This is a genomic window from Oceanobacillus neutriphilus (assembly GCF_014645515.1).
In the GTDB taxonomy this organism is placed as follows: Bacteria; Bacillota; Bacilli; order Bacillales; family Amphibacillaceae; genus Oceanobacillus; species Oceanobacillus neutriphilus.
In genome coordinates this window covers 22088-42136 of record NZ_BMLW01000008.1, presented here as the reverse complement: position 1 = coordinate 42136, position 20049 = coordinate 22088, and the positions used below count along the sequence as shown (strand labels likewise).

Sequence of the window (20049 nt, the reverse complement as noted above, 5' to 3'; positions counted from 1 at the left end):
AAACAAATCCAATATTATTTCTCTATTTCGTTTTAAACGGGTTATCTGCAATTTTCTTTTCCAGTCTCTTTATCAGTCCGATAAATAAAGGCAAACACCTCTGAAACTACTTGAAACAGTTCCTCCGGAATCTTTTCATTAATATCCAGTTCTCCCAGAAGCTCTACTAAAGATGGATCCTCTAAAATTGGTATATTATGTTCAATAGCTCTTTCGATGATTTCTTCAGCAATAAATCCTTTCCCGGATGCTGTCACTTTTGGGGCATCGTCCATATTTTGTTCATAGCTTAAGGCTACTGCTTTTTTCCGTTTCTCATTCACACTCGAAAATCCACCTTTCCCTGACCAGCCTTTTCGTCAGCTATTCTTCCTGTTTGACGCTGCTGTTTATCAGCCTCTGTATAAGGCTTGCAGACAATAGACGCTACCTGATAATTTATTTGTTCCAATGCTTCCTGCAGATTGGGTCGAAATGTGTCTATCAGCACCGGTGTAGTGGATTGATCATTATAAACAGTAATAGATAGTGCCTTCTTTTGAACATGTATATCAATGATTGTTTCTTTCATACTTTGCAGCTGCAAATCAAAAATAATACGGCAATATTCAGGGTCAATGTTTCCATCAGAAGTTTTCTTTCCTTCAAAATGCAAATCAATATCCTTTGATAAACCCAGTTTTTGACTGGGTATCTGTATATTAACCTGAACAAAATAACTGCTGTCATGTATATTATTTAATTGCATGCCATTTAAAAAATGCAAAACCTGCTGAGCATTCTCTCTTCCTGTCCCTCCACTGTTATTCTGAAGCATTTCCAGTAATAAATGCTTCATCTGCATCGAGTTCGCTTCATCTGTTTTTAACGAGCTTTCTGCATTTACACCAGCATCGCGAAGAACCCACTGAATCTGGTGCAGAAATTGCTCCTTAGGGTTATTATTTACATTTTCACTTGACGCTGTCCAAATATTCATAAGCCGTTCTATCGCTTGATAACTTTTCGCTTCTGCTAATGATTCCAGTAATGGACGAATTGCCCCCTCATTCCCTTGCGTAACCTGAGCAGGATTTGAAAAGTACTGCGGAAATTGAGCAGCTAAATTTGCTTTGGGATGCTCAGAAAAACTGGTCCCTTGCATCATTGCTCCATATAACACTCTGGCTTCTGTCATTAATTGCATTTTATTCCCCAAAATAGACTGCAGCTGCTCTCTAACTCCTTCAACGCTTGTAGTAAAAGGTGGAGTTACTGTTCCCGGATTTTGTGCTCCAGGAGGATTCCATTGCTGTAATGTATTAGCCCAGCCTTGTTTGTCAAGCGCTTTTGGAACAAATCCAAGGTTCTGCAAAAGAGGGAATAGTGCCGGGTTTGCCTGCTTTGCATCTGCTGTCAGCACAATTTTCAAAGCTTTTTCATTAGAAAATTCCAAAATGTTCATAAGCCTCTCTAATACTTGATAATTTTTAGGTTCTGATAAAACTTCAACTACCTGGCGGACAGCTCCTTGATTCTCTTGTGCATGATTTGAAAAATATTGCGGGAATTGAGCTGCTAAATTCGGTCTGTCCTGTGCTGGAACAGATCCCCCCTGTGCAGCGACAGCTTCCATTATCAGCTGCTGCTGATTCGCTAAAATAGATTTAATCTGTTCCTTCATTCCTTCCAAGCTGACAGTAAATGGTGCAGCTCCTGTTTGATTCTGGGAGACTGCTTGCCCCAATTGCTGTAAGACACCTGTCCATCCCTGTTTATCCAGTGCTTTTGAAACAAGTCCAAGTCTTTGGAGAAGCGGAAATAACACAGGTTTATCCTGTTGTATATCAGCAGTTAAAATAGCACGTACGGCACTTTCTTCAGATGCGAAACCTTTTAAAATATGTTCTAAATTAGCTTGCAGCATTGGCTGCTGACCAGGTGGAAGCGAGCGTTGAAGTACTGCTAAACTTTCACCTAAATCACCAGTCTGATACGCTTGCATTGCTTGAAAAGAAGCTGCTGTCACGGGAATACGCAATTTCATTAATTGCATTAGAACCGGCTGAGCCTGCTGCGCTGAAATTTTATTATCCTGTATGTATTGAACTGCCTGCAGCAGATCCCTCCTCTGCATCGGAATCTGTTCTCTGACAAGCATACTGACCAGCTGGGAGGATAGCCTGGTTTCTTTTATACCAAGCTGTTGCAGCAGATTACCAATTAATTGTTTTCCGTTTTGCTGTTCACCTGTCATTACTTTCAATTCAGGTACTTTTCCTTCACTGGACGTTACTTGAAAAAAATACTTTCCGCCAACAGAAAGAGAAGCCTCAAGCTGGGCAATAAGCTGATTACCCTGCATTTGAATAGCTGCTTTATGATTTGGATAGAGCTGTTTTACAGTACCTTGTAAAACGTCCCCTATTTTCAAATTGTTAAGCAGGCTTGCTTTTGATGAATCCAATAACTTTCCCGCTGTTGTATTTCCTTGAATCCTCATAGCTTCTCCTCTTTTTCTTCATCATTTTCCAAATGTCTTGATTGGTGCAAATGATCTTCTATGATAGGGTGTTACCCCAAATTTGGCTAACCCGTCTAAATGGATTTTTGTGCCATATCCCATATTTTTATTAAAGCCATATCCAGGAAACTCCTCATGCAGTTCCTTCATAAACTGATCACGGGCCACTTTTGCCAAAACACTGGCAGCTGCAATACTGATGCTGGATGCATCTCCCTTTATAATTGCTTCCTGAGAGCAGTTTAAATTCGGTAAATGGACTGCATCAATCAAAACATGATCAGGATATGCCGTTAAACCAGCTAAAGCTTCATACATTGCTTTTTTAGTCGCTTCATAAATGTTGATTTGATCGATAACCTGATTATTTATAAATGAAATATGATAACTGATTGCGTGCTCCTTAATATAAGCACTATATTCTTCCCTTACATTTTCCTTTAGTTTCTTTGAATCATTTAAGCCGATTAATCGGAAATCTTTAGGGAGTATGACTGCTGCTGCAACAACAGGGCCTGCAAGCGGCCCTCTCCCTACCTCATCTACACCGGCAACCCGTCCTGCGCCATTTTGAAAAGCTTTGTTCTCATATTGCTGCATTTCTTCAAACTGATTTATTAATAATGTCTCACGTTCTTTTTTTCGCTGATATGATTTTATGAGTGTCTGCACACCTTTTCTATCATCTTGAACGAGTATATCCCATTCTTCAGTGGTCAGATTGCCTTCATTAAGCAATATTTTAATCTCTGCGATTGACTGCTTCTTCATAGCTACCCTGCTTTCTTTTATTATCGTCATTTTATCAGACATATTAAGTCATCTTCTTTTTTTAAGAACAAAAGCGCAGAGCGCCTGCTTAAAAACGTAGAGATTGGAGCGGCGCAACTGAGATAAAGGAAACACGGTGAGGTGACGAACCGATGTTGACTTATCGTAGGGCGCGACGTGAAATCTCCTAGTTTTTGGCGCTCGGAGCTGGACTCGGCTGTATTTTTATAAATAGTTATCCACAAGGCTACAATTCTATAGTTTCCTATGCTCTAAGAAAATAGCCTGCAAAGAACAATCCCTGCAGGCTACTGATTGAATAAAAATTCTTTTTTCTTGATGTAGAAACTTATGGAGTTCAGCAGGGAGGGATTTACGGTTGTTCCAACGTAAATTTACCCAGCTTTCCTGAACGTAAATCCTGAAGTACAATATCTGAGACTTTATCAAAATTCACATGTCCTCCACTTTCCAAAGCCCCGCGTTTTCTTCCTATCCCTTCAAATAACTCTACCATATCAGAGCTATTCTCAATGCCATAACGTTCCTTGAGAAGATTGGGATACTCCTCAAATAAAAAACGAATAACAAATGCCGTTATATCTTGAAGAGGAAGCAGCTGGTCTTTTATCGTCCCTATTGCCGCAAGCCGATATCCTACAATCTCTTCCTCAAATTTCGGCCATAAAATACCTGGTGTATCTAATAATTCAAAGTCTTTCTTTATCTTAATCCATAATTGTTGCTTCGTAATTCCGGGGCGATCCCCCGTCTTAGCAATTTTTTTATTGGCCAGCCGATTAATCAATGTAGATTTTCCTACATTTGGGATACCGACAATCATTGCTCTTGCAGGTCTCGGTTTAATTCCTTTAGCTTTCAGCTTATCCATTTTTTCCTGCCCCATTGCCTTTGCCAGCTGAATAACCTGCTGAATATCTCCTTTTTGATTCACATCAACTGCGGCTGCCTGTACACCTTTTTCCTGATAGCTTTCTATCCACTCAGCCGTTTTTGCCGGATCTGCCAAATCCTTTTTCATTAAAAGAACAAGCTTCGGTTTTTGACCTAAAACTTCCTGCAGCATTGGATTTTGTGAGGAGTATGGGGCTCTTGCATCTACTAATTCAATGACAAAATCAACGAGCTTTAACTGCTCCTGCACTTCTCTGCGTGCTTTTGCCATATGACCTGGAAACCATTGTATAGGCATTTTTTTCACTCCTTATTCACTGAAATGTATACGGTCCAATGGCCAGTAGACAAATTTTGCTTTCCCGACAACCTCATCCATTGGTACAACACCAATAATCCGGCTGTCTGTCGAGTTGCTCCTGTTATCACCCATTACGAAAACACTGTCCTCTGGGACCACTTCATAACCCTCTTCTAATTCTTCCAGCTTAAAATCATTCGTATAGATCTGGTCGTTTAGAAAAGGCTCATCTATGGGCTCTCCGTCTATATATAGTACATTATCCTTTACTTCTACATGCTCTCCAGGTAAACCAATGATACGCTTGATAAAATCATTTTTCTCGGGTGCATGGAAGACAACAATATCAAATCGATCCGGTTCCCCAATTGTGTAAGCAATTTTATTAACAATCATTTGATCGCGGTCATGCAGGGTTGGCAGCATGGACGGCCCTTCGACAACGATAGGAGCAAATAAAAACATTCGCACGATGAATACAAATGCAACAGCAAGCAATATTGCTTTTATCCACTCCAACCATTCATTTTTTTTCTTTTTTTGCTCTTTCTCTGTCATCTGACTTCCTCCGATAACTTCAGTCTACCTTTTATTGTAGCTAGTAACCACTAGATAAACAACTTCTAAGTATTATTAATTTTCCCGAATAAAAAAGAAAAATTGATAAACCATTCTTTAAAAGGCGCGGCATTTGCACAACATTATATATAAAATCTAAATTGCATCTAATCTGATTATATTTTCCTATACAATGAAAAAGAGCTATTGCCAATATTGACATAGCCCCTTTTTATTAGTTTCATATTTCTCACTCGTTGATTAGCGACGTTCTTTAATACGAGCTGCTTTTCCACGCAGGTTACGCAGATAGTAAAGCTTCGCACGACGTACGATACCGCGACGAGAAACTTCAATTTTATCAACTCTTGGTGAATGTAATGGGAAAGTACGTTCAACACCAACACCATAAGAAATTTTTCTTACTGTGAATGTTTCGCTGATTCCGCCGTTTTGACGCTTAATTACAACACCTTCAAATACCTGGATACGTTCGCGAGTACCCTCTACAACCTTAACGTGAACCTTTAAAGTGTCACCAGGTCGAAAATCAGGATGATCTGTACGCAATTGATCTTTTGTTACATCAGCAATAATTTGTTGCATGATTTTCACTCCTTCCAAACTAATGCTCATGCCCTTATTTGAACAGCGGAACATCGTTCTACATGCTTACACGCATATAAGCACAATTAATAATATAGCATATCCCATCGTAAAGTACAACTATTTTTAGTCATTTTTTATTTCTCGAAGTATTTTTTTATCTGCTTCACTCAGCTCATGATTTTCTAATAAATCAGGCCGTCTTTGGACAGTCCGTTTCAAGGATTCCTTCCTTCTCCAGGCTTCAATATTAGCGTGATTCCCTGATAATAATACATCCGGAACCTTCAATCCGCGGAAATCAGAAGGGCGGGTATAATGTGGATGCTCCAGTAACCCGGTTGAAAAAGAATCCTGCTGTGCAGACTCCTCATTCCCCAGGACTTCTGGTAACAGCCGGACAACACTATCAATAATAACCATTGCCCCTAACTCTCCACCTGTCAGAACATAATCCCCAATAGAAATTTCATCTGTAACGAGATGCTCACGAATCCGTTCATCATACCCTTCATAATGCCCGCAGATAAAAATAAGGTGATCTTCCTTAGCCAGTTCTTCTGCTTTTCTCTGTGTGTATGTTTCTCCCTGAGGGCACAATAAAACCACACGGGGCCGTGATTCTTTTTTTACTGCCCCAACAGCATCAAATACAGGCTGTGGCGTCAGTACCATACCGGCTCCTCCGCCATAGGGATAATCGTCCACTTTCTTATGTTTATGGGTGGAATAGTTACGAAAATCAACGAGCTGATACGAAAACTGTTCCTTCTCTTTTGCTTTCTTTAAAATAGAACTCTCCATAACACCATGAAACATCTCTGGAAAAAGTGTCAGAATATCAATATGCATCTAATCTAACATCCCTTCCATTAATTCAACGGAAATTGTACCAGTATCAATATCCACGTTTTTAATCACATCTTCAATGTAAGGCAATAACAAATCTTTCTTGCCGGGTCTCTGTACTACCCATACATCATTTGCTCCAGGAGACAATATTTCTTTTATTTCCCCTAAAGCTTCACCTTCAGTTGTCTCAACCCTGCAGCCAATAATTTCATGATAATAATAAGCATCTTCTTCCAATTCTGCAGCCTGATTCTTATTAATATACAAATTCATGCCCTTCCACTTTTCAACATCATTAATATTTGTATATCCTTTAAAAGTAATCAAATCAAAGCCTTTATGGATACGGTGTGAATCAATCGTTAAAGTGATATCCTTTTGTTCAGATGTAATAATCACTTCATTTCCTGGTGTGAAACGTTCTTCAAAATCTGTGATGCGTAAAACTTTCACCTCGCCGCGAATTCCATGTGTATTAACGATTTTACCAATTTTTAATTTCTCTGTATTCATATCTCTCACCTATTCTACTCATCAATTCGGATAACTTTATCATCTTTAATTACGATAGCCTGCTCTTTCATAATGTGATTCCAATCAGAACCGACTTCGACCTCAACAAGAACTTCAACTTCTTTTTCAACGATTTCGCTACCCATTTTTAATTCATCTAATTGCTCTATTTTAAAATCCAATAGCTTCATTTTTTCCTGGCGGTTTTTAATTTCCTGGTTAAACCGTGTTTCCATATCTGAACGAACATTAACACTTTTATTTTTTAATTTTCGTATTTCAAATTGGAGTTGTTGACACTCTTGTTCAAGACGTAATTTATGATTATTAAAATTCTGGCGGATCTTTTCTTTGCTTTCTTCTGTCACTACTAGCTTGATGGGAACTTTTTTTATTAACTTCATTCAGATTCAGCTCCTGCCTGATAGATTCGAGTAACAAATGTTCAGAAAATCACTTAGTCTTTAAAGATTTAGTGTTCTTGCCAGAAAGATGTCCGCTACAGGAAGTCGCTTTCCACGGGCAACGCCTCAGCCTCCTCGAAAGAAAACCACTTTCTGCGGGGTCTTCACCTGTTGCTTTTCCCGTAGGAGTCGACTTCCTTCCGCTCCCATCTAAGAAAAAATATATTTCTTTTGCTCTCTTACAATGAAATCAAACTATTCTAGCGGAAGAAATACACGGAGACTCCAGTGGGAATGCGCAGAACGGAAAAAGGAAGTTCGGTTAAGCTCGCGACGTCCTGTCTCAGGCACCGAACTGACATACATCCTGTATGCCCCCCACAGAAAAAAAGTGCTCTTCTTTTTTTCGAGAAGATGAGCTCGGGGCCCACGGAAAGCGTAGTGTATTTCCGGGGCCTAAGATTACTCACCCCATGAAAAACGTTGGAACGGCTATCTCCAGCTTTTTTAATTCTTTCCTATTTCTTTTAAAAAAGGGAAAGTTGAGCCCCTAAAAGCAGGGTCAGCTTTCCCTTTACCAGTTTATCCAAAAAGACTGAATGTATCAGCTTTTTGGATACGAACCTTACATAATATCCAAAAAAATGCGTTTATTACCACCAGTGTTCGCTGCATACACAACCGTACGTACTGCTTTAGCAATACGTCCATTTTTGCCAATGACTTTTCCGACATCATCAGGATGAACTGTTAAATGATAAATAACCTTCGAATCTTCCTCTGTTACTTTAATAACAATATCATCCGGATGATCTACTAATGAGGTAACAATCGATTTAATCAGGGCTTTCATGATATCACACTACTTATTTAGAATTTTTTTGTTCGTGAAATTTTTTCATGATGCCTTCGTTAGAGAATAAATTACGTACTGTATCGCTAGGTTTTGCACCTTTTGTCATCCAATCAAGTGCTTTTTCTTCATCTATTTTAACCTCAACCGGATTCACTACAGGATTGTACGTACCGATTTGTTCAATAGAACGTCCGTCACGTGGAGAACGAGAGTCCGCTACTACAATACGATAAAATGGATTTCTTTTTGAACCCATGCGTTTTAAACGAATTTTTACTGCCATGCTTTGCACCTCCAATAATTATGTTATCACAAGAATTGATTCTAACAGATAGTTTTTAGTCTGTAAAGTATTTTTCCATTACAAGCATATTTTATTATAAAAATACGCAAGAATCAACCCCTACATGAAAGGAAATTTAAATCCGCCTTTTCCTTTTTTGCCTTTTTGCATATTGGTCATTTGCTTCATCATTTTTTTCATCTCTGAAAACTGTTTTAATAGACGGTTTACAGCCGCAACAGAGGTTCCTGAACCTTTTGCAATACGTTTTCTTCTGCTTCCATTAATGATAGCAGGGTCCTGTCGTTCTTTCTTCGTCATGGATTGAATAATTGCTTCTACCTCTGTTAATTGACTCTCGTCTAATTGCGCATTTTTCAATCCTTTCATCTTGTTCGCACCAGGAATCATTGCCATCAAGTCGTCCAGCGGTCCCATTTGACGGACCTGTCCCATCTGATCCAGGAAATCATCAAATGTAAAGGACATCGTACGCATTTTTTCTTCTAATTCTTTTGCCTGCTTCTCATCAACATTAGTCTGTGCTTTTTCAATTAAGGAGAGAACATCGCCCATGCCCAGAATTCTGGATGCCATACGTTCAGGATGGAAAGCTTCTAATTGATCCAGTTTTTCACCCATCCCGGCAAATTTAATCGGCTTATCCGTAACTGCTTTGATAGAAAGCGCAGCACCTCCACGGGTATCTCCATCTAATTTTGTAAGAACTACTCCCGTAATATCTAGCTGTTCATTAAAGCTCTCTGCTACATTAACAGCATCCTGTCCTGTCATAGAGTCAACCACTAAGAAAATTTCATCCGGTTTAACATCTGCTTTAATCTGTTGCAATTCTTCCATAAGATTCTCATCAACATGAAGACGGCCTGCTGTATCAATAATGACATAATCATTATGGTCTTCTTTTGCCTTGGCAATCGCCTGATTGGCAATATCAACCGGGTTAGCCTCTGTTCCTAATGAGAACACCGGCATATCCAGCTGTGTACCAAGTGTTTCCAGCTGTTTAATAGCCGCCGGACGATAAATGTCACACGCAACCAGCAAAGGATTGCGATTATGCTTCTTACGTAAATGGTTAGCCAGCTTCCCGGTAGTCGTCGTTTTACCGGCACCTTGTAAACCAACCATCATAATAACTGTCGGTGGACGGTCCGCTACTGCAATTTTACTTTGCTCTCCGCCCATTAAATTTGTTAATTCATCTTTTACAACTTTAATAACCTGCTGTCCTGGAGTTAAGCTCTCCATCACTTCTTGTCCAACAGCTCTTTCTTTTATCCTGGCAATTAACTGTTTTACAACTTTGAAGTTTACGTCAGCTTCTAAAAGTGCCAGACGGACTTCTCTTGTCATCTCTTTTACATCTTGCTCAGAGACCTTACCTTTACCAGTAATTTTCTTTATCGTACCCTGGAGACGGTCCGCTAATCCTTCAAATGCCATAGAAGGTATCCCCCTAATCTAAATCTTGTAATTGTTGAACATACTTTTTTACTTCCGGGCTCTTTACAGCTTCCGAAAGCTTAGAGATAATTTGCGTTCGCTTTTCAAACTTCGAAAAAAGATGAAGCTTATCCTCATAGGACTCTAACATTTTTTCCGTTCTTTTAATATTATCATATACAGCTTGTCTGGAAACTTCAAAGAGCTCGGAAATTTCGCCCAAAGAATAATCTTCCAGATAATACATTTCCATATAACTGCGCTGTTTTGGTGTTAACAGCGCTTGATAAAAGTCAAACAAATAATTTATCCGATTCGTCTTTTCCAGCACCGGGTACACCTCTTGTTAAGTGATTTTCCTTTACATTTATCATATCCAACAAAATCGTGAATTGTCAAGTAGACGAGCTGCTGCTTATTCGTATTCCTCTTCTTCTTCATTTATCCCTAAATCAGCAAACAGCCCATATACAAACGCATCTGCGTCAAATTGCTGCAAGTCGTCAATTCCTTCACCCAATCCGACAAACTTCACCGGAATTTGCAGCTCATTGCGAATGGCTAATACAATTCCACCTTTGGCAGTACCATCTAATTTTGTTAAAACAATTCCTGTTACATCTGTTGCTTCTGAAAAGATGCGTGCCTGTGTTAAGGCATTCTGACCGGTAGTAGCATCCAAAACAAGCAGAACTTCGTGAGGTGCTCCGGGAATCTCGCGTTCAATCACACGTTTTACCTTGGCAAGCTCATTCATCAGGTTTACTTTGTTTTGAAGTCTTCCGGCAGTATCGCAGATCAAAACATCTGCTTCACGGGACTTGGCAGCCTTAATTCCATCATAAATCACTGCTGCCGGATCACTTCCTTCATTATGTTTAATTACTGGAACATTGGCGCGCTCGCCCCAAACCTCAAGCTGTTCAATTGCCCCGGCACGGAAGGTATCCCCAGCTGCTAAAATAACTTTCTTGCCATCTGCCTTCAATTGATGCGCAAGCTTACCAATGCTTGTTGTCTTCCCGGCTCCATTAACACCAACAACAAGAATAACCTGTAACCCTTCTCCATCCAGCTGTAAATGCTGGATAGACTTATCTTCTTCTCCATAATAAATTTCTACCAGTTTCTCAGAGATAACATCCTTCATTTCAGAAGAATCTTTGATCTTTTGGCGTTTTACTTCCATTTTCAGTTCCTCGACAAGATCCATAACTGTCGAAACACCTACATCTGCAGTAATTAGAACTTCCTCTAATTCCTCAAAGAAATCCTCGTCTACTTTGCGATAACGCGCAATTAAATCATTTATTTTCCCTGAAAAGGTATTTCTTGTCTTTGTCATACCTTCCTGATATTTCTCGGAAACTTCTTTTGTTTCTTCGTTTTGCTTAAAACGCTGTTTAAGCTTATCCATAAATCCCATACTGATATCCCCCTACGATTGAATCAATTCTTTTGTATCCTCTAACCGGACAGAAACCAGTCTCGATACACCCGATTCCTGCATCGTTACACCATAAAGAACATTAGCTTCTTCCATTGTACCTTTACGATGTGTTATTACGATAAACTGCGTCTCACTGCTAAATTTCTTCACATACTTAGCAAAGCGGACTACATTTGCTTCATCCAATGCTGCTTCTACTTCGTCCAATATACAAAAAGGAACCGGCCGGACACGTAAAATGGAAAAGAGCAGCGCAATTGCAGTTAATGCACGTTCTCCACCCGATAACAGACTTAAATGCTGCAATTTTTTACCTGGCGGCTGTGCAATAATATCTACACCTGTTTCTAATAAGTTCTTGGGATCTGTTAATTTTAACTCTGCGTGGCCGCCGCCAAATAAATGTATAAATACTTGGGAGAACTCTTCCTTTATTTTTGAAAAAGTTGACTCAAATCTTTCTTTCATTTCCGTGTCCATCTCTCCAATAACAGTATATAGCGTTCTCTTGCCTTCTACAAGGTCATCTCTTTGCTCCTTTAAGAATTGATATCTTTCAGAGATACGGTCATATTCATCAATAGCTCCCAGATTAATTGTGCCTAATTGATTTATTTTATTTTTCAGGCGGCTGACAACCGATTTTGCTTCTTCCATATTTTCAACCTTCGTATAATCTCTTTTTGCCATCTCATATGTCATCATATACTCTTTTTCAAGCTGATGCAGACGGTTATCAAGCTCTACATCTAAGCGGTTGGATTTCACTTCCTGCTTTTGATAATGCTCATTTGTCATGGCATATTGTTTCTGCGCTTCTTTCAGCTTCTCTTCAAGGATCTGCTGCGTATCAGAGCTTTCTTTTCTTTTTTTACGAAGCTTCTCAATGCTTTCTGTTATCTCTTGTTTAGAGCTTCTCGCGAGAATAATCTTTTCTTCTATCTCTTCCTCGGTCTCTTCTTGATTTTTAATTGCCGTTATCGCATCGAGTTCTTCTTCTACCTGCTTTTTCTCATGTACAGCCCGTTCAAGCTGCGTTTGTAATGCTTTTGTATTAGCCTGCTGATTTTTAAAACGTTCTTCCTGTTCTGCTGAAGTTATTTTAATTTCATAGAATGAATCCTGTAATTTTGCACGCGTTTCTTTTAGTTTTGACTCTTCTTCGGTTAATTCATCCACTTCTTTTTGTACAGTTTGAAGCTGTTTACTTATTCCTTCTAATTCTTTTGTCAGCACTTCATTTCGGTCTTCCAACTTCGTATGGCTCTTTTCATTCTGCTTTTTATCCATATCATAAATGGATAAATTATCATTGATGGATGTCAGTTTTGCCTGCAGCGTTTGGAAATCAGCTTGACTTTCATGAACATCTTTTTGCATTTTCTGCACAGCTTGTTCAGTAAGCGTTATTTTCTCATCTAATTCCTTTAAATAATCTCTTTTTTCTTGTACGCCTTTTTCGAATTGCTCTGTTTTCTGCCTGTATTCCTCTAACCGCACATGCAGCTCCTGCAAATCCTTTTCACGGGTGAAGAGTGATTGATTTTGCTTCTTCTGCGCTCCCCCTGACATGGATCCGCCCGGATGCACCATATCCCCGTCTAAGGTAACAATCCGGTATCTCCTGTGCAGTTTTATCGCAATATCATTCGCATCCCGTAAGGTTTTGGCAATAACAACATTTCCAATTAAATGCTGCACAGCTTTGTCATATTTTTTAGCTTTTGGGCGTACTAATTCAGAAGCAATCCCGATAAATCCGGGATGATTTTTTAATTCCTGCTTTCCTTCACTTGATAAAAAGCGCGGTTGAATCGACTGCAGCGGTAGGAATGTTGCCCGGCCGCTATTGTTTTTTTTCAGCCAATTAATAGCTGCTCTTGCTGCCTGGTCTGATTCCACAACAATATGCTGTGCCTGACCGCCTAATACTGTTTCAATAGCCGTTATATAGTCTTTAGGAACATCAATCAGTTCAATTACCGCTCCTTCGATATCGGTTAATTTTCCTTCTTCTCTTGCCCGCAAAACCTGGCGGACGCCCTGGAAAAAGCCTTGAAAATCTTCTTTCATTTCTTCAAGCATTTCTTTTTTTGATTTTACTTTTTCAATATATTGATAGCCCTGATAAAGCTTGGATTGTGCTTCCTCATATTTCATGCGCTCTGATTGCATTTCATGCTTTAACGCCTGTAATTGCTGATTCTTTTTCTCTAAATGGTTCTGATAGGACTGCAGGACTTTTTCTGCGGCTGTCTGCTTGTCCTGCAGCTCATTTCTCTCCGTAAGTATATCTTTAAATTTCATCGATTGTGAATTATTTTTTACCTCAATTTGTTCCTGTTGACGGTTGATTGACTGCTTTTCATTCCGGTAAGCAGCCTGCTGATTCAGCAATTCAATATACTCCGCTTTTAAATCCTCAATTCGATTTGCTACATCTTCCGGACGTATCGCTAATTTCTTTTCTATCTCTTTTTTTTGAGCTAGGGTATCTGCCTTTTCCGCTTCTAACACTTCCAGTTTTTTCTGCTCTTTTTCCTTTTGCTCCTCGAGTACTTTAACATTATTGATAACCCGGTCTAATTGCTGAGCCAATTTTTCCTTGTTCTCATCTGCATGCTTGGACCGTTCTTCAAATAACTGTTTTTTTCCTTCAAACTTCTCCAGATGTTCTGTTACATCTAATAAGTTTGCCTGCTGCTGCTCTATTTCTGCTTCATACTGCTGCACAAGTTCTTTTTCTTTCCCTAAATCCCCTTCAATAAAACGGATGGTTTCCGATTGCTCTTTCTGCTTCTTCTCATTCACTGCCAAATTTTCTAAAAGCTGTTGCCATTCATTATGAATCAGCTCCATTTCGGTAATTAATACCGAAATCTCTGTTTCTTGAAGCTCGGCCTGTAAGGTCTGATATTCTTTTGCTTTTTTTGATTGCTGTTCAAGCGGTTCCAGCTGCTGCTCTATTTCATAAACAATATCCTCGACACGGTTCAGATTTTCCTGTGTTTCAGCAAGCTTATATTCGGCTTTTTTCTTGCGTTGTTTATATTTTAAAACGCCCGCTGCTTCTTCAAAGATGACACGGCGCTCTTCTGCCTTTGAGCTGAGAATCTCTTCTACTCTGCCCTGGCTGATTATAGAAAAAGCCTCTCTGCCCAGACCTGAATCAATAAACAGATCAACAATATCCTTCAGGCGGCAGGCCTGCTTATTGATATAAAATTCACTTTCTCCAGAGCGGTAAACTCTCCTCGTCACACTGACTTCTTCATAATCCAGCGGCACACGCTGGTCTTTATTATCTAATACAAGTGTTACTTCAGCGATATTTAAAGGAGATCTTGAGTCACTCCCCTGGAATATAATATCTTCCATTTTCGATCCGCGAAGGGATTTCATAGATTGTTCTCCCAGCACCCAGCGTATCGCATCCGTAATATTGCTTTTCCCGCTGCCATTTGGACCCACTACCGCTGTCACACCAGGCACGAAGTCTACACTGATACGCTCTGCAAAGGATTTAAATCCAACACTTTCTAATCGCTTTAAATGCATAATCATTCTCCTAAAACTTACTAATCTTTATAGTTATTAAATCTATGTAGAATACAACATGATCTTCTATCATTTCCCGAATTCTTTAGCTAATATATTTTATCATATTATGACACTTTAGCCTATGCGTTGCACGCTATTAATTAAGAAACAGGCCTTTAACGATTTAGAAAACTTATGTTATAATAAATTCTTGACTAGGAACAGGTATAAGGAGGACATCATGCAATTAGAACAGCCAAGTATGGAAAATATGGAATATATGCTTCAAGAATTAGCTGAAAAGCTTCAAGTAGTAAATCGTTCTATTATGGATGCAGAGGATTACAATATCGAAAAATATGAAGATTTAAAATGGATGTATGATATGGTTATGAGTAAAGGCCGTTTAAGTACCTCAGAAACACAAGCTTTTATTAATGAATTGGCCGCTATTCGAAAATAGGATTTAGTAAAAAAACGTTACGCAAGAACAAGCAACCAAATTACTCTTGCGTAACGTTTTTTTGAGCTTCTTTTCAGAATAAGAAGCACTTTTTATTTCGGGAGTTTTTTCTCCAATGCTGCTTTTGCTGCCTTTTGTTCTGCTTCTTTTTTTGTTCTTCCATTTCCTTTTCCTGCCGGTTCTCCCTGAATCATAACCTGGGCAACAAACTCTTTGTGATGAGAGGGTCCCTGCTCACTAATAATTTGATATTCAATTTTTCTATCTTTCTGCTGCTGGACAATTTCCTGCAGATGGCTTTTATAATCCATCACACTTGTTGATGTGTCTACTGTTAATGTAGGGAAGATATGCAGGTTCAAAAAGTTCAATACTACATCGAAGCCCTGATCCAAATAGAGCGCTCCTAAAAAAGCCTCAAATGCATCAGCTAAAATTGCCGGTCTTTGTCTTCCGCCTGTTTTATCCTCGCCCTTCCCTAAAAGGATATACTGCCCAAAGTCAGATTGCTTTGCGAAGACGGTTAAAGATGCTTCACAAACGATGGCCGCCCGTAATTTTGTCATTTCTCCTTCAGGCATATCCGGGTTATTCCGATACAAATATTGTGAAACAGCTAATTCAAGCACTGCGTCACCCAGAAATTCCAGCCGCTCATTATCCTTCAGCTTACTTTTTTTATACTCATTGACATAAGAAGAATGTGTAAATGCTTCTTTTAATAAATCCTTTTGTTGAAAGGTTATTCCTAATTCCTTCTCCAGCTGACTTAAGTCCATATTAACCTCCTCCATTGTATAAGAAAAACCAAGAAAATTACTTGCCTTTAAACAATACAAGGAAAGCCTCTTACGAAGAAGCTTTCCCTTTAGCCATTTATTCATTAAGATTTGCTGTTTATGTAATTCACAGCATCACCTACTGTATTAATCTTTTCAGCGTCTTCATCAGCGATTTCAATATCAAACTCATCTTCTAATTCCATAACAAGTTCAACAACGTCTAATGAGTCTGCTTCAAGGTCATCTTTAAATGAAGCTTCTAAAACTACTTTTTCTTCGTCTACATCAAGACGATCAGCAATAATTGACTTTACTTGTTCAAACACATCTGCCATTTCCGTTCACCCCCTTTCAAGAATATACCACTATTTTTTGTGTTTATTTTTGTTCTGTAATTGTATTACATCACCATTCCACCGTCAATATGAATGGTCTGCCCTGTAATATAATTTGCATCCTCGCTTGCTAAAAAGCGGACAACTCTTGCCACATCTTCCGGTTTCCCTAAACGGGCAAGTGGTACTAATTGTAATAAAGATTCCTGCTGCTCTTCACTTAATTGGTCCGTCATATCTGTAGAAATAAAACCGGGAGCAACAGCATTCACCAAAATATTCCGGGAGGCAAGCTCTTTTGCTGTTGTTTTTGTTAAACCTATTACACCGGCTTTTGCTGCAACATAGTTAGCCTGTCCGGGATTACCGCTCACTCCGACAATCGATGCAACATTAATAATACGTCCTGATTTTTGTTTCATCATTTGACGGCTGACTGCTTTTGTACACAGGAATGTACCTTTCAGATTTGTTTGAATCACCTGATCAAATTCATCTTCCTTCATTCGCATTAATAAATTGTCTTTGGTAATACCGGCATTATTAACAAGAATATCTATCGAACCGAATTCTTTAACTGCCTGCTTCATTAATTGCTTCACAGACTCTTCATCAGCAACATTTGCTTGAATTTTAACTGCTTTTACTCCAAGAGCCTGGATTTCTCCGACAACCTCTTCGGCTTTTGCTTCACTTCCGGAGTAGTTCACAATAACATTAGCCCCGTTTTTAGCAAGCTCCAAAGCAATTGCTCTGCCAATCCCTCTGGAAGCTCCTGTTACTACTGCTGTTTGATCTTGTAACATTATTCTTCCTCCTTGTACCAGCGAATAAACGCTTCGAGTGATTCCTGATCCTGGACGGCAAACGTTTTTGTTTTCCGGTCAATTTTCTTTAACAATCCACATAGTACTTTTCCTGTGCCCACTTCAACAAAGGCATCAACATTTTCATCTAACATATTTTGAACCGATTCTTCAAATCGAACTGGTGAGTATAGCTGTTGTACTAATAATTCTTTAATTGTTTCTTTCGAAGTGACTGCGCTGGCAGAAACATTTGCATAAACAGGTATCTTCGCATCTTCTAAAGCTGTGTCGCTTAAATAAGCTGCAAAACCTTCGTTCGCCTGCTTCATCAATCTGGAATGGAATGGACCACTTACATTTAGTGGAAGTACCCGTTTTGCTCCAGTTTCTTTTAATAATGCTGTTGCTTGTTCAACACCTGGTACAGAACCGGAAATAACAATTTGTCCCGGACAGTTCAAATTTGCCATATCTACAATTTCGTCTGTCACTTGATTAAGTGCTTCCTGAACCTTATCCTGACCAAGACCTAAGACAGCTGCCATCGTTCCTTGCCCTTTAGGAAAAGCCTGTTCCATTAAACGGCCTCTCACTTTAACAAGCTGGATAGCATCCTGCCATGTAATTGCACCAGCTGCAACAAGTGCGCTGTACTCTCCTAAACTATGTCCGACAACCATAGAAGGCTGAATATCATTTTCCTCTAACAGCCTGGTTACTGCTACACTTGATAATAATAATGCCGGCTGTGTGTTCTCTGTTTCTGTTAATGTTTCTTTAGGACCTTCAAACATCAATGTCTGTAAATCCATATCTAAAACTTCATTTGCTTCCTTGTACAATTCCTTCACCTGCGGGTAAGCATCATACAAGTTTTTCCCCATACCTACAGCCTGTGACCCTTGCCCCGGGAACATGAATGCAATACGTTTCATTTATTTCTCCTCCTCTTTATTCATCGTCTCAATCGTTTCTTGAATAGTGGCTGTAACATTGTTGTCAACCATGTAAACAGCTTGCTTTACAGCATTCGTTATCGCCCTGCTTTTTGAGGAGCCGTGTGCCTTAATAACCGGAGCACGAAGACCGAATAAACCCGCACCGCCATACTCTGAGTAATCTAACCGGTTCTTTAAACCTTTTAAATCATTTTTAATAAGTGCAGCAGCAATTTTTGTTTTAGCAGAGGACATAAAAGCACCTTTTAAAAGTGAAAAAATCGTCTCAGCAACACCTTCCATTGTCTTCAATGCTACATTCCCGCTAAATCCATCTGTCACAACAACATCGGCAACGCCATTTAATATATCTCTTGCCTCTACATTGCCTACAAAATGGATAGGAGCATTTTCTAAAAGCTGAAATGCTTTTTTCGTTAAATCATTCCCTTTTCCATCTTCAGTACCCACATTTAACAATCCGACTCTAGGGCTTTTGATATTTCTTACCCTCTCTACATATACCGACCCCATAATGGCATATTGAAGCAGATGCTCCGGTTTTGCGTCCACATTCGCTCCAACGTCCAGCATCAGGAATCCTTGTCCATCAACAGTCGGAAAGGTTGGACTTAATGCAGGACGATCAATTCCGGGGATGCGCCCCACAACAAATAAGCCCGCACTCATCAACGCACCTGTATTACCGGCAGAAATACAGGCATCTGCTTCTCCGTCTTTGACTGCCTTTGCCATCAAAACCAAAGAAGCATTCTTTTTGCGGCGTACAGCTTTCACCGGCTCATCCTCTGATGTAATTTTTTCATCTGTATGTATTACTTTGATTTGCTGATTATCCGTTAAAATTGGGTTAATCTGTTTCTCGTCACCATAAAGTGTTATTTGTAAATCCTTATTTTCTTTTACAGCTTCCATTGCACCTAAAACAATTTCCTTTGGTGCATGGTCGCCTCCCATTGCATCAATTGCTAATCGCATTCATCTATTCTCCTTTGCTTTCACTGGAATGGAACATGAAAAATTCACCTGTAAGAACAGGCTCATTATTTACAAAGCTGTTTACTTCTACAATCGTGTGTCCGCGGTTATCTTTTCCTTTAACAACAGCTTTTGCAACCACTCGTTCTCCTTCTTTCACCTGTCTTTTAAAACGCAGGTTAGACTTGGCTGTCAAAGCAAGCTCATCGTTAATTACAGCTACTGCTAATGAATTAGCCTGGGCAAACAAATGATGCCCTCTGGCAATCTTATTTCTGGAAAAAACGAACTCTGATGTTATATCAAGCATAGATATCGCCCGCTGATCCAATTCCAAATCTATGATATCTCCAATTACTTCTTCAACTGGCAAGGCTTTTACGGTCTCGTTCCATTGCTTTGTCGCAACATGTTTAATCCGTTCACGGAGTTCAGGAATGGATAGCTCCATACGGTCCAGACGGATCGTTTGTATGCTCACCTGAAAATCCTTCGCAAGCTGCTCATCTGTTACAAATGGGGAGTCTTCTATTTTTTCTCTTAACAACGACTGTCGTTCTGCTTTTGAACGTCTCATTTCTACCATCAAACTTTCATTTAATATTTTTCAGAGATGTCAATTCAATTTATCATATTATAATTATCCGTAATCCCCTATAGAAGTTTGAAGGAAACAATGCGTATAAATGGGGAAAACAGACAGC

Annotated in this window: 22 protein-coding genes; 1 reads left to right on the top strand and 21 read right to left on the bottom strand. The window is 39.3% G+C overall.

Annotated elements, in window-relative coordinates; translation table 11 throughout:
- Positions 1-41 precede the first annotated feature (41 nt).
- The 15 genes from IEX29_RS13815 to smc all read right to left on the bottom strand — a co-directional run bounded on the left by IEX29_RS13815 (position 42) and on the right by smc (position 15037).
- Positions 42-323: an EscU/YscU/HrcU family type III secretion system export apparatus switch protein gene (locus IEX29_RS13815; protein ID WP_188734979.1), complete on the bottom strand. Its 282-nt coding sequence runs from the start codon at positions 321-323 to the stop codon at positions 42-44.
- On the bottom strand, positions 320-2482 hold the full coding sequence (locus IEX29_RS13810; RefSeq protein ID WP_188734978.1) for a TP0910 N-terminal domain-containing protein: 2163 nt from the start codon (positions 2480-2482) through the stop codon (positions 320-322). The genes IEX29_RS13815 and IEX29_RS13810 overlap by 4 nt, the downstream gene beginning before the upstream one ends.
- A 21-nt stretch (positions 2483-2503) precedes the next feature.
- The gene (rnhB, locus tag IEX29_RS13805) at positions 2504-3274 is read right to left on the bottom strand and encodes a ribonuclease HII (protein WP_188735166.1); all 771 of its coding nucleotides are present in this window, start codon (positions 3272-3274) and stop codon (positions 2504-2506) included.
- A gap of 373 nt (positions 3275-3647) precedes the next feature.
- The gene (ylqF, locus tag IEX29_RS13800; protein WP_188734977.1) at positions 3648-4487 is read right to left on the bottom strand and encodes a ribosome biogenesis GTPase YlqF; all 840 of its coding nucleotides are present in this window, start codon (positions 4485-4487) and stop codon (positions 3648-3650) included.
- Positions 4488-4499: 12 nt separating this feature from the next.
- Entirely contained in the window at positions 4500-5048 is a 549-nt protein-coding gene (lepB, locus tag IEX29_RS13795) for a signal peptidase I (protein ID WP_188734976.1), read from the bottom strand.
- 261 nt (positions 5049-5309) lie between these two features.
- The gene (gene rplS, locus IEX29_RS13790; protein ID WP_077601146.1) at positions 5310-5654 is read right to left on the bottom strand and encodes a 50S ribosomal protein L19; all 345 of its coding nucleotides are present in this window, start codon (positions 5652-5654) and stop codon (positions 5310-5312) included.
- A 126-nt stretch (positions 5655-5780) separates the two neighbouring features.
- Positions 5781-6506: a tRNA (guanosine(37)-N1)-methyltransferase TrmD gene (gene trmD, locus IEX29_RS13785; protein WP_188734975.1), complete on the bottom strand. Its 726-nt coding sequence runs from the start codon at positions 6504-6506 to the stop codon at positions 5781-5783.
- Positions 6507-7019: a ribosome maturation factor RimM gene (gene rimM, locus IEX29_RS13780; RefSeq protein ID WP_188734974.1), complete on the bottom strand. Its 513-nt coding sequence runs from the start codon at positions 7017-7019 to the stop codon at positions 6507-6509.
- A gap of 14 nt (positions 7020-7033) precedes the next feature.
- Positions 7034-7423, bottom strand: coding sequence for a YlqD family protein (locus IEX29_RS13775; RefSeq protein WP_188734973.1), 390 nt, complete (start codon positions 7421-7423; stop codon positions 7034-7036).
- Between the two features lie 625 nt (positions 7424-8048).
- Positions 8049-8276: a KH domain-containing protein gene (locus tag IEX29_RS13770; protein ID WP_077601142.1), complete on the bottom strand. Its 228-nt coding sequence runs from the start codon at positions 8274-8276 to the stop codon at positions 8049-8051.
- A gap of 13 nt (positions 8277-8289) precedes the next feature.
- Positions 8290-8562 (bottom strand): 30S ribosomal protein S16, encoded by a 273-nt coding sequence (gene rpsP, locus IEX29_RS13765; RefSeq protein ID WP_040980064.1) that lies wholly within the window; start codon positions 8560-8562, stop codon positions 8290-8292.
- Between the two features lie 120 nt (positions 8563-8682).
- Positions 8683-10029 carry a signal recognition particle protein gene (gene ffh, locus IEX29_RS13760; RefSeq protein WP_188734972.1) on the bottom strand — a complete coding sequence of 449 codons (1347 nt, stop codon included), beginning with the start codon at positions 10027-10029 and terminating at the stop codon, positions 8683-8685.
- A gap of 13 nt (positions 10030-10042) precedes the next feature.
- Entirely contained in the window at positions 10043-10360 is a 318-nt protein-coding gene (locus IEX29_RS13755; RefSeq protein WP_188734971.1) for a putative DNA-binding protein, read from the bottom strand.
- A gap of 84 nt (positions 10361-10444) precedes the next feature.
- Entirely contained in the window at positions 10445-11455 is a 1011-nt protein-coding gene (gene ftsY, locus IEX29_RS13750; RefSeq protein ID WP_188734970.1) for a signal recognition particle-docking protein FtsY, read from the bottom strand.
- A gap of 12 nt (positions 11456-11467) precedes the next feature.
- Entirely contained in the window at positions 11468-15037 is a 3570-nt protein-coding gene (gene smc / locus IEX29_RS13745; RefSeq protein ID WP_188734969.1) for a chromosome segregation protein SMC, read from the bottom strand.
- Positions 15038-15260: 223 nt separating this feature from the next.
- Here smc and IEX29_RS13740 point away from each other — a divergent pair, with 223 nt between their 5' ends.
- Positions 15261-15482: a DUF1128 domain-containing protein gene (locus IEX29_RS13740; RefSeq protein ID WP_188734968.1), complete on the top strand. Its 222-nt coding sequence runs from the start codon at positions 15261-15263 to the stop codon at positions 15480-15482.
- A 92-nt stretch (positions 15483-15574) separates the two neighbouring features.
- Here the strand turns inward: IEX29_RS13740 and rnc are convergent, their stop codons facing one another.
- From rnc to fapR, 6 genes are all read right to left on the bottom strand, one after another.
- On the bottom strand, positions 15575-16261 hold the full coding sequence (rnc, locus tag IEX29_RS13735; RefSeq protein WP_188734967.1) for a ribonuclease III: 687 nt from the start codon (positions 16259-16261) through the stop codon (positions 15575-15577).
- A gap of 104 nt (positions 16262-16365) precedes the next feature.
- A complete protein-coding gene (gene acpP / locus IEX29_RS13730) occupies positions 16366-16599 on the bottom strand; it encodes an acyl carrier protein (RefSeq protein ID WP_188734966.1) in 234 nt (77 codons plus the stop codon).
- 65 nt (positions 16600-16664) lie between these two features.
- A complete protein-coding gene (gene fabG, locus IEX29_RS13725) occupies positions 16665-17405 on the bottom strand; it encodes a 3-oxoacyl-[acyl-carrier-protein] reductase (RefSeq protein ID WP_229720225.1) in 741 nt (246 codons plus the stop codon).
- Positions 17405-18343, bottom strand: a complete 939-nt coding sequence (gene fabD / locus IEX29_RS13720) for an ACP S-malonyltransferase (RefSeq protein WP_188734965.1) — start codon at positions 18341-18343, stop codon at positions 17405-17407. Before fabD ends, fabG begins: the two co-directional genes overlap by 1 nt.
- Entirely contained in the window at positions 18344-19345 is a 1002-nt protein-coding gene (gene plsX / locus IEX29_RS13715) for a phosphate acyltransferase PlsX (RefSeq protein ID WP_188734964.1), read from the bottom strand.
- A 4-nt stretch (positions 19346-19349) separates the two neighbouring features.
- Positions 19350-19922 (bottom strand): transcription factor FapR, encoded by a 573-nt coding sequence (gene fapR / locus IEX29_RS13710; protein ID WP_188734963.1) that lies wholly within the window; start codon positions 19920-19922, stop codon positions 19350-19352.
- Positions 19923-20049 lie beyond the last annotated feature (127 nt).

Excerpts from the sequence above, each read along its gene's own strand:
- IEX29_RS13810 (WP_188734978.1), bottom strand. The coding sequence starts at position 2,482 with ATGAGGATTCAAGGAAATACAACAGCGGGAAAGTTATTGGATTCATCA.
- rnhB (WP_188735166.1), bottom strand. The coding sequence starts at position 3,274 with ATGAAGAAGCAGTCAATCGCAGAGATTAAAATATTGCTTAATGAAGGC.
- ylqF (WP_188734977.1), bottom strand. The coding sequence starts at position 4,487 with ATGCCTATACAATGGTTTCCAGGTCATATGGCAAAAGCACGCAGAGAA.
- lepB (WP_188734976.1), bottom strand. The coding sequence starts at position 5,048 with ATGACAGAGAAAGAGCAAAAAAAGAAAAAAAATGAATGGTTGGAGTGG.
- rplS (WP_077601146.1), bottom strand. The coding sequence starts at position 5,654 with ATGCAACAAATTATTGCTGATGTAACAAAAGATCAATTGCGTACAGAT.
- trmD (WP_188734975.1), bottom strand. The coding sequence starts at position 6,506 with ATGCATATTGATATTCTGACACTTTTTCCAGAGATGTTTCATGGTGTT.
- rimM (WP_188734974.1), bottom strand. The coding sequence starts at position 7,019 with ATGAATACAGAGAAATTAAAAATTGGTAAAATCGTTAATACACATGGA.
- IEX29_RS13775 (WP_188734973.1), bottom strand. The coding sequence starts at position 7,423 with ATGAAGTTAATAAAAAAAGTTCCCATCAAGCTAGTAGTGACAGAAGAA.
- IEX29_RS13770 (WP_077601142.1), bottom strand. The coding sequence starts at position 8,276 with ATGAAAGCCCTGATTAAATCGATTGTTACCTCATTAGTAGATCATCCG.
- rpsP (WP_040980064.1), bottom strand. The coding sequence starts at position 8,562 with ATGGCAGTAAAAATTCGTTTAAAACGCATGGGTTCAAAAAGAAATCCA.
- ffh (WP_188734972.1), bottom strand. The coding sequence starts at position 10,029 with ATGGCATTTGAAGGATTAGCGGACCGTCTCCAGGGTACGATAAAGAAA.
- ftsY (WP_188734970.1), bottom strand. The coding sequence starts at position 11,455 with ATGGGATTTATGGATAAGCTTAAACAGCGTTTTAAGCAAAACGAAGAA.
- smc (WP_188734969.1), bottom strand. The coding sequence starts at position 15,037 with ATGCATTTAAAGCGATTAGAAAGTGTTGGATTTAAATCCTTTGCAGAG.
- IEX29_RS13740 (WP_188734968.1), top strand. The coding sequence starts at position 15,261 with ATGCAATTAGAACAGCCAAGTATGGAAAATATGGAATATATGCTTCAA.
- rnc (WP_188734967.1), bottom strand. The coding sequence starts at position 16,261 with ATGGACTTAAGTCAGCTGGAGAAGGAATTAGGAATAACCTTTCAACAA.
- acpP (WP_188734966.1), bottom strand. The coding sequence starts at position 16,599 with ATGGCAGATGTGTTTGAACAAGTAAAGTCAATTATTGCTGATCGTCTT.
- fabG (WP_229720225.1), bottom strand. The coding sequence starts at position 17,405 with ATGTTACAAGATCAAACAGCAGTAGTAACAGGAGCTTCCAGAGGGATT.
- fabD (WP_188734965.1), bottom strand. The coding sequence starts at position 18,343 with ATGAAACGTATTGCATTCATGTTCCCGGGGCAAGGGTCACAGGCTGTA.
- plsX (WP_188734964.1), bottom strand. The coding sequence starts at position 19,345 with ATGCGATTAGCAATTGATGCAATGGGAGGCGACCATGCACCAAAGGAA.
- fapR (WP_188734963.1), bottom strand. The coding sequence starts at position 19,922 with ATGAGACGTTCAAAAGCAGAACGACAGTCGTTGTTAAGAGAAAAAATA.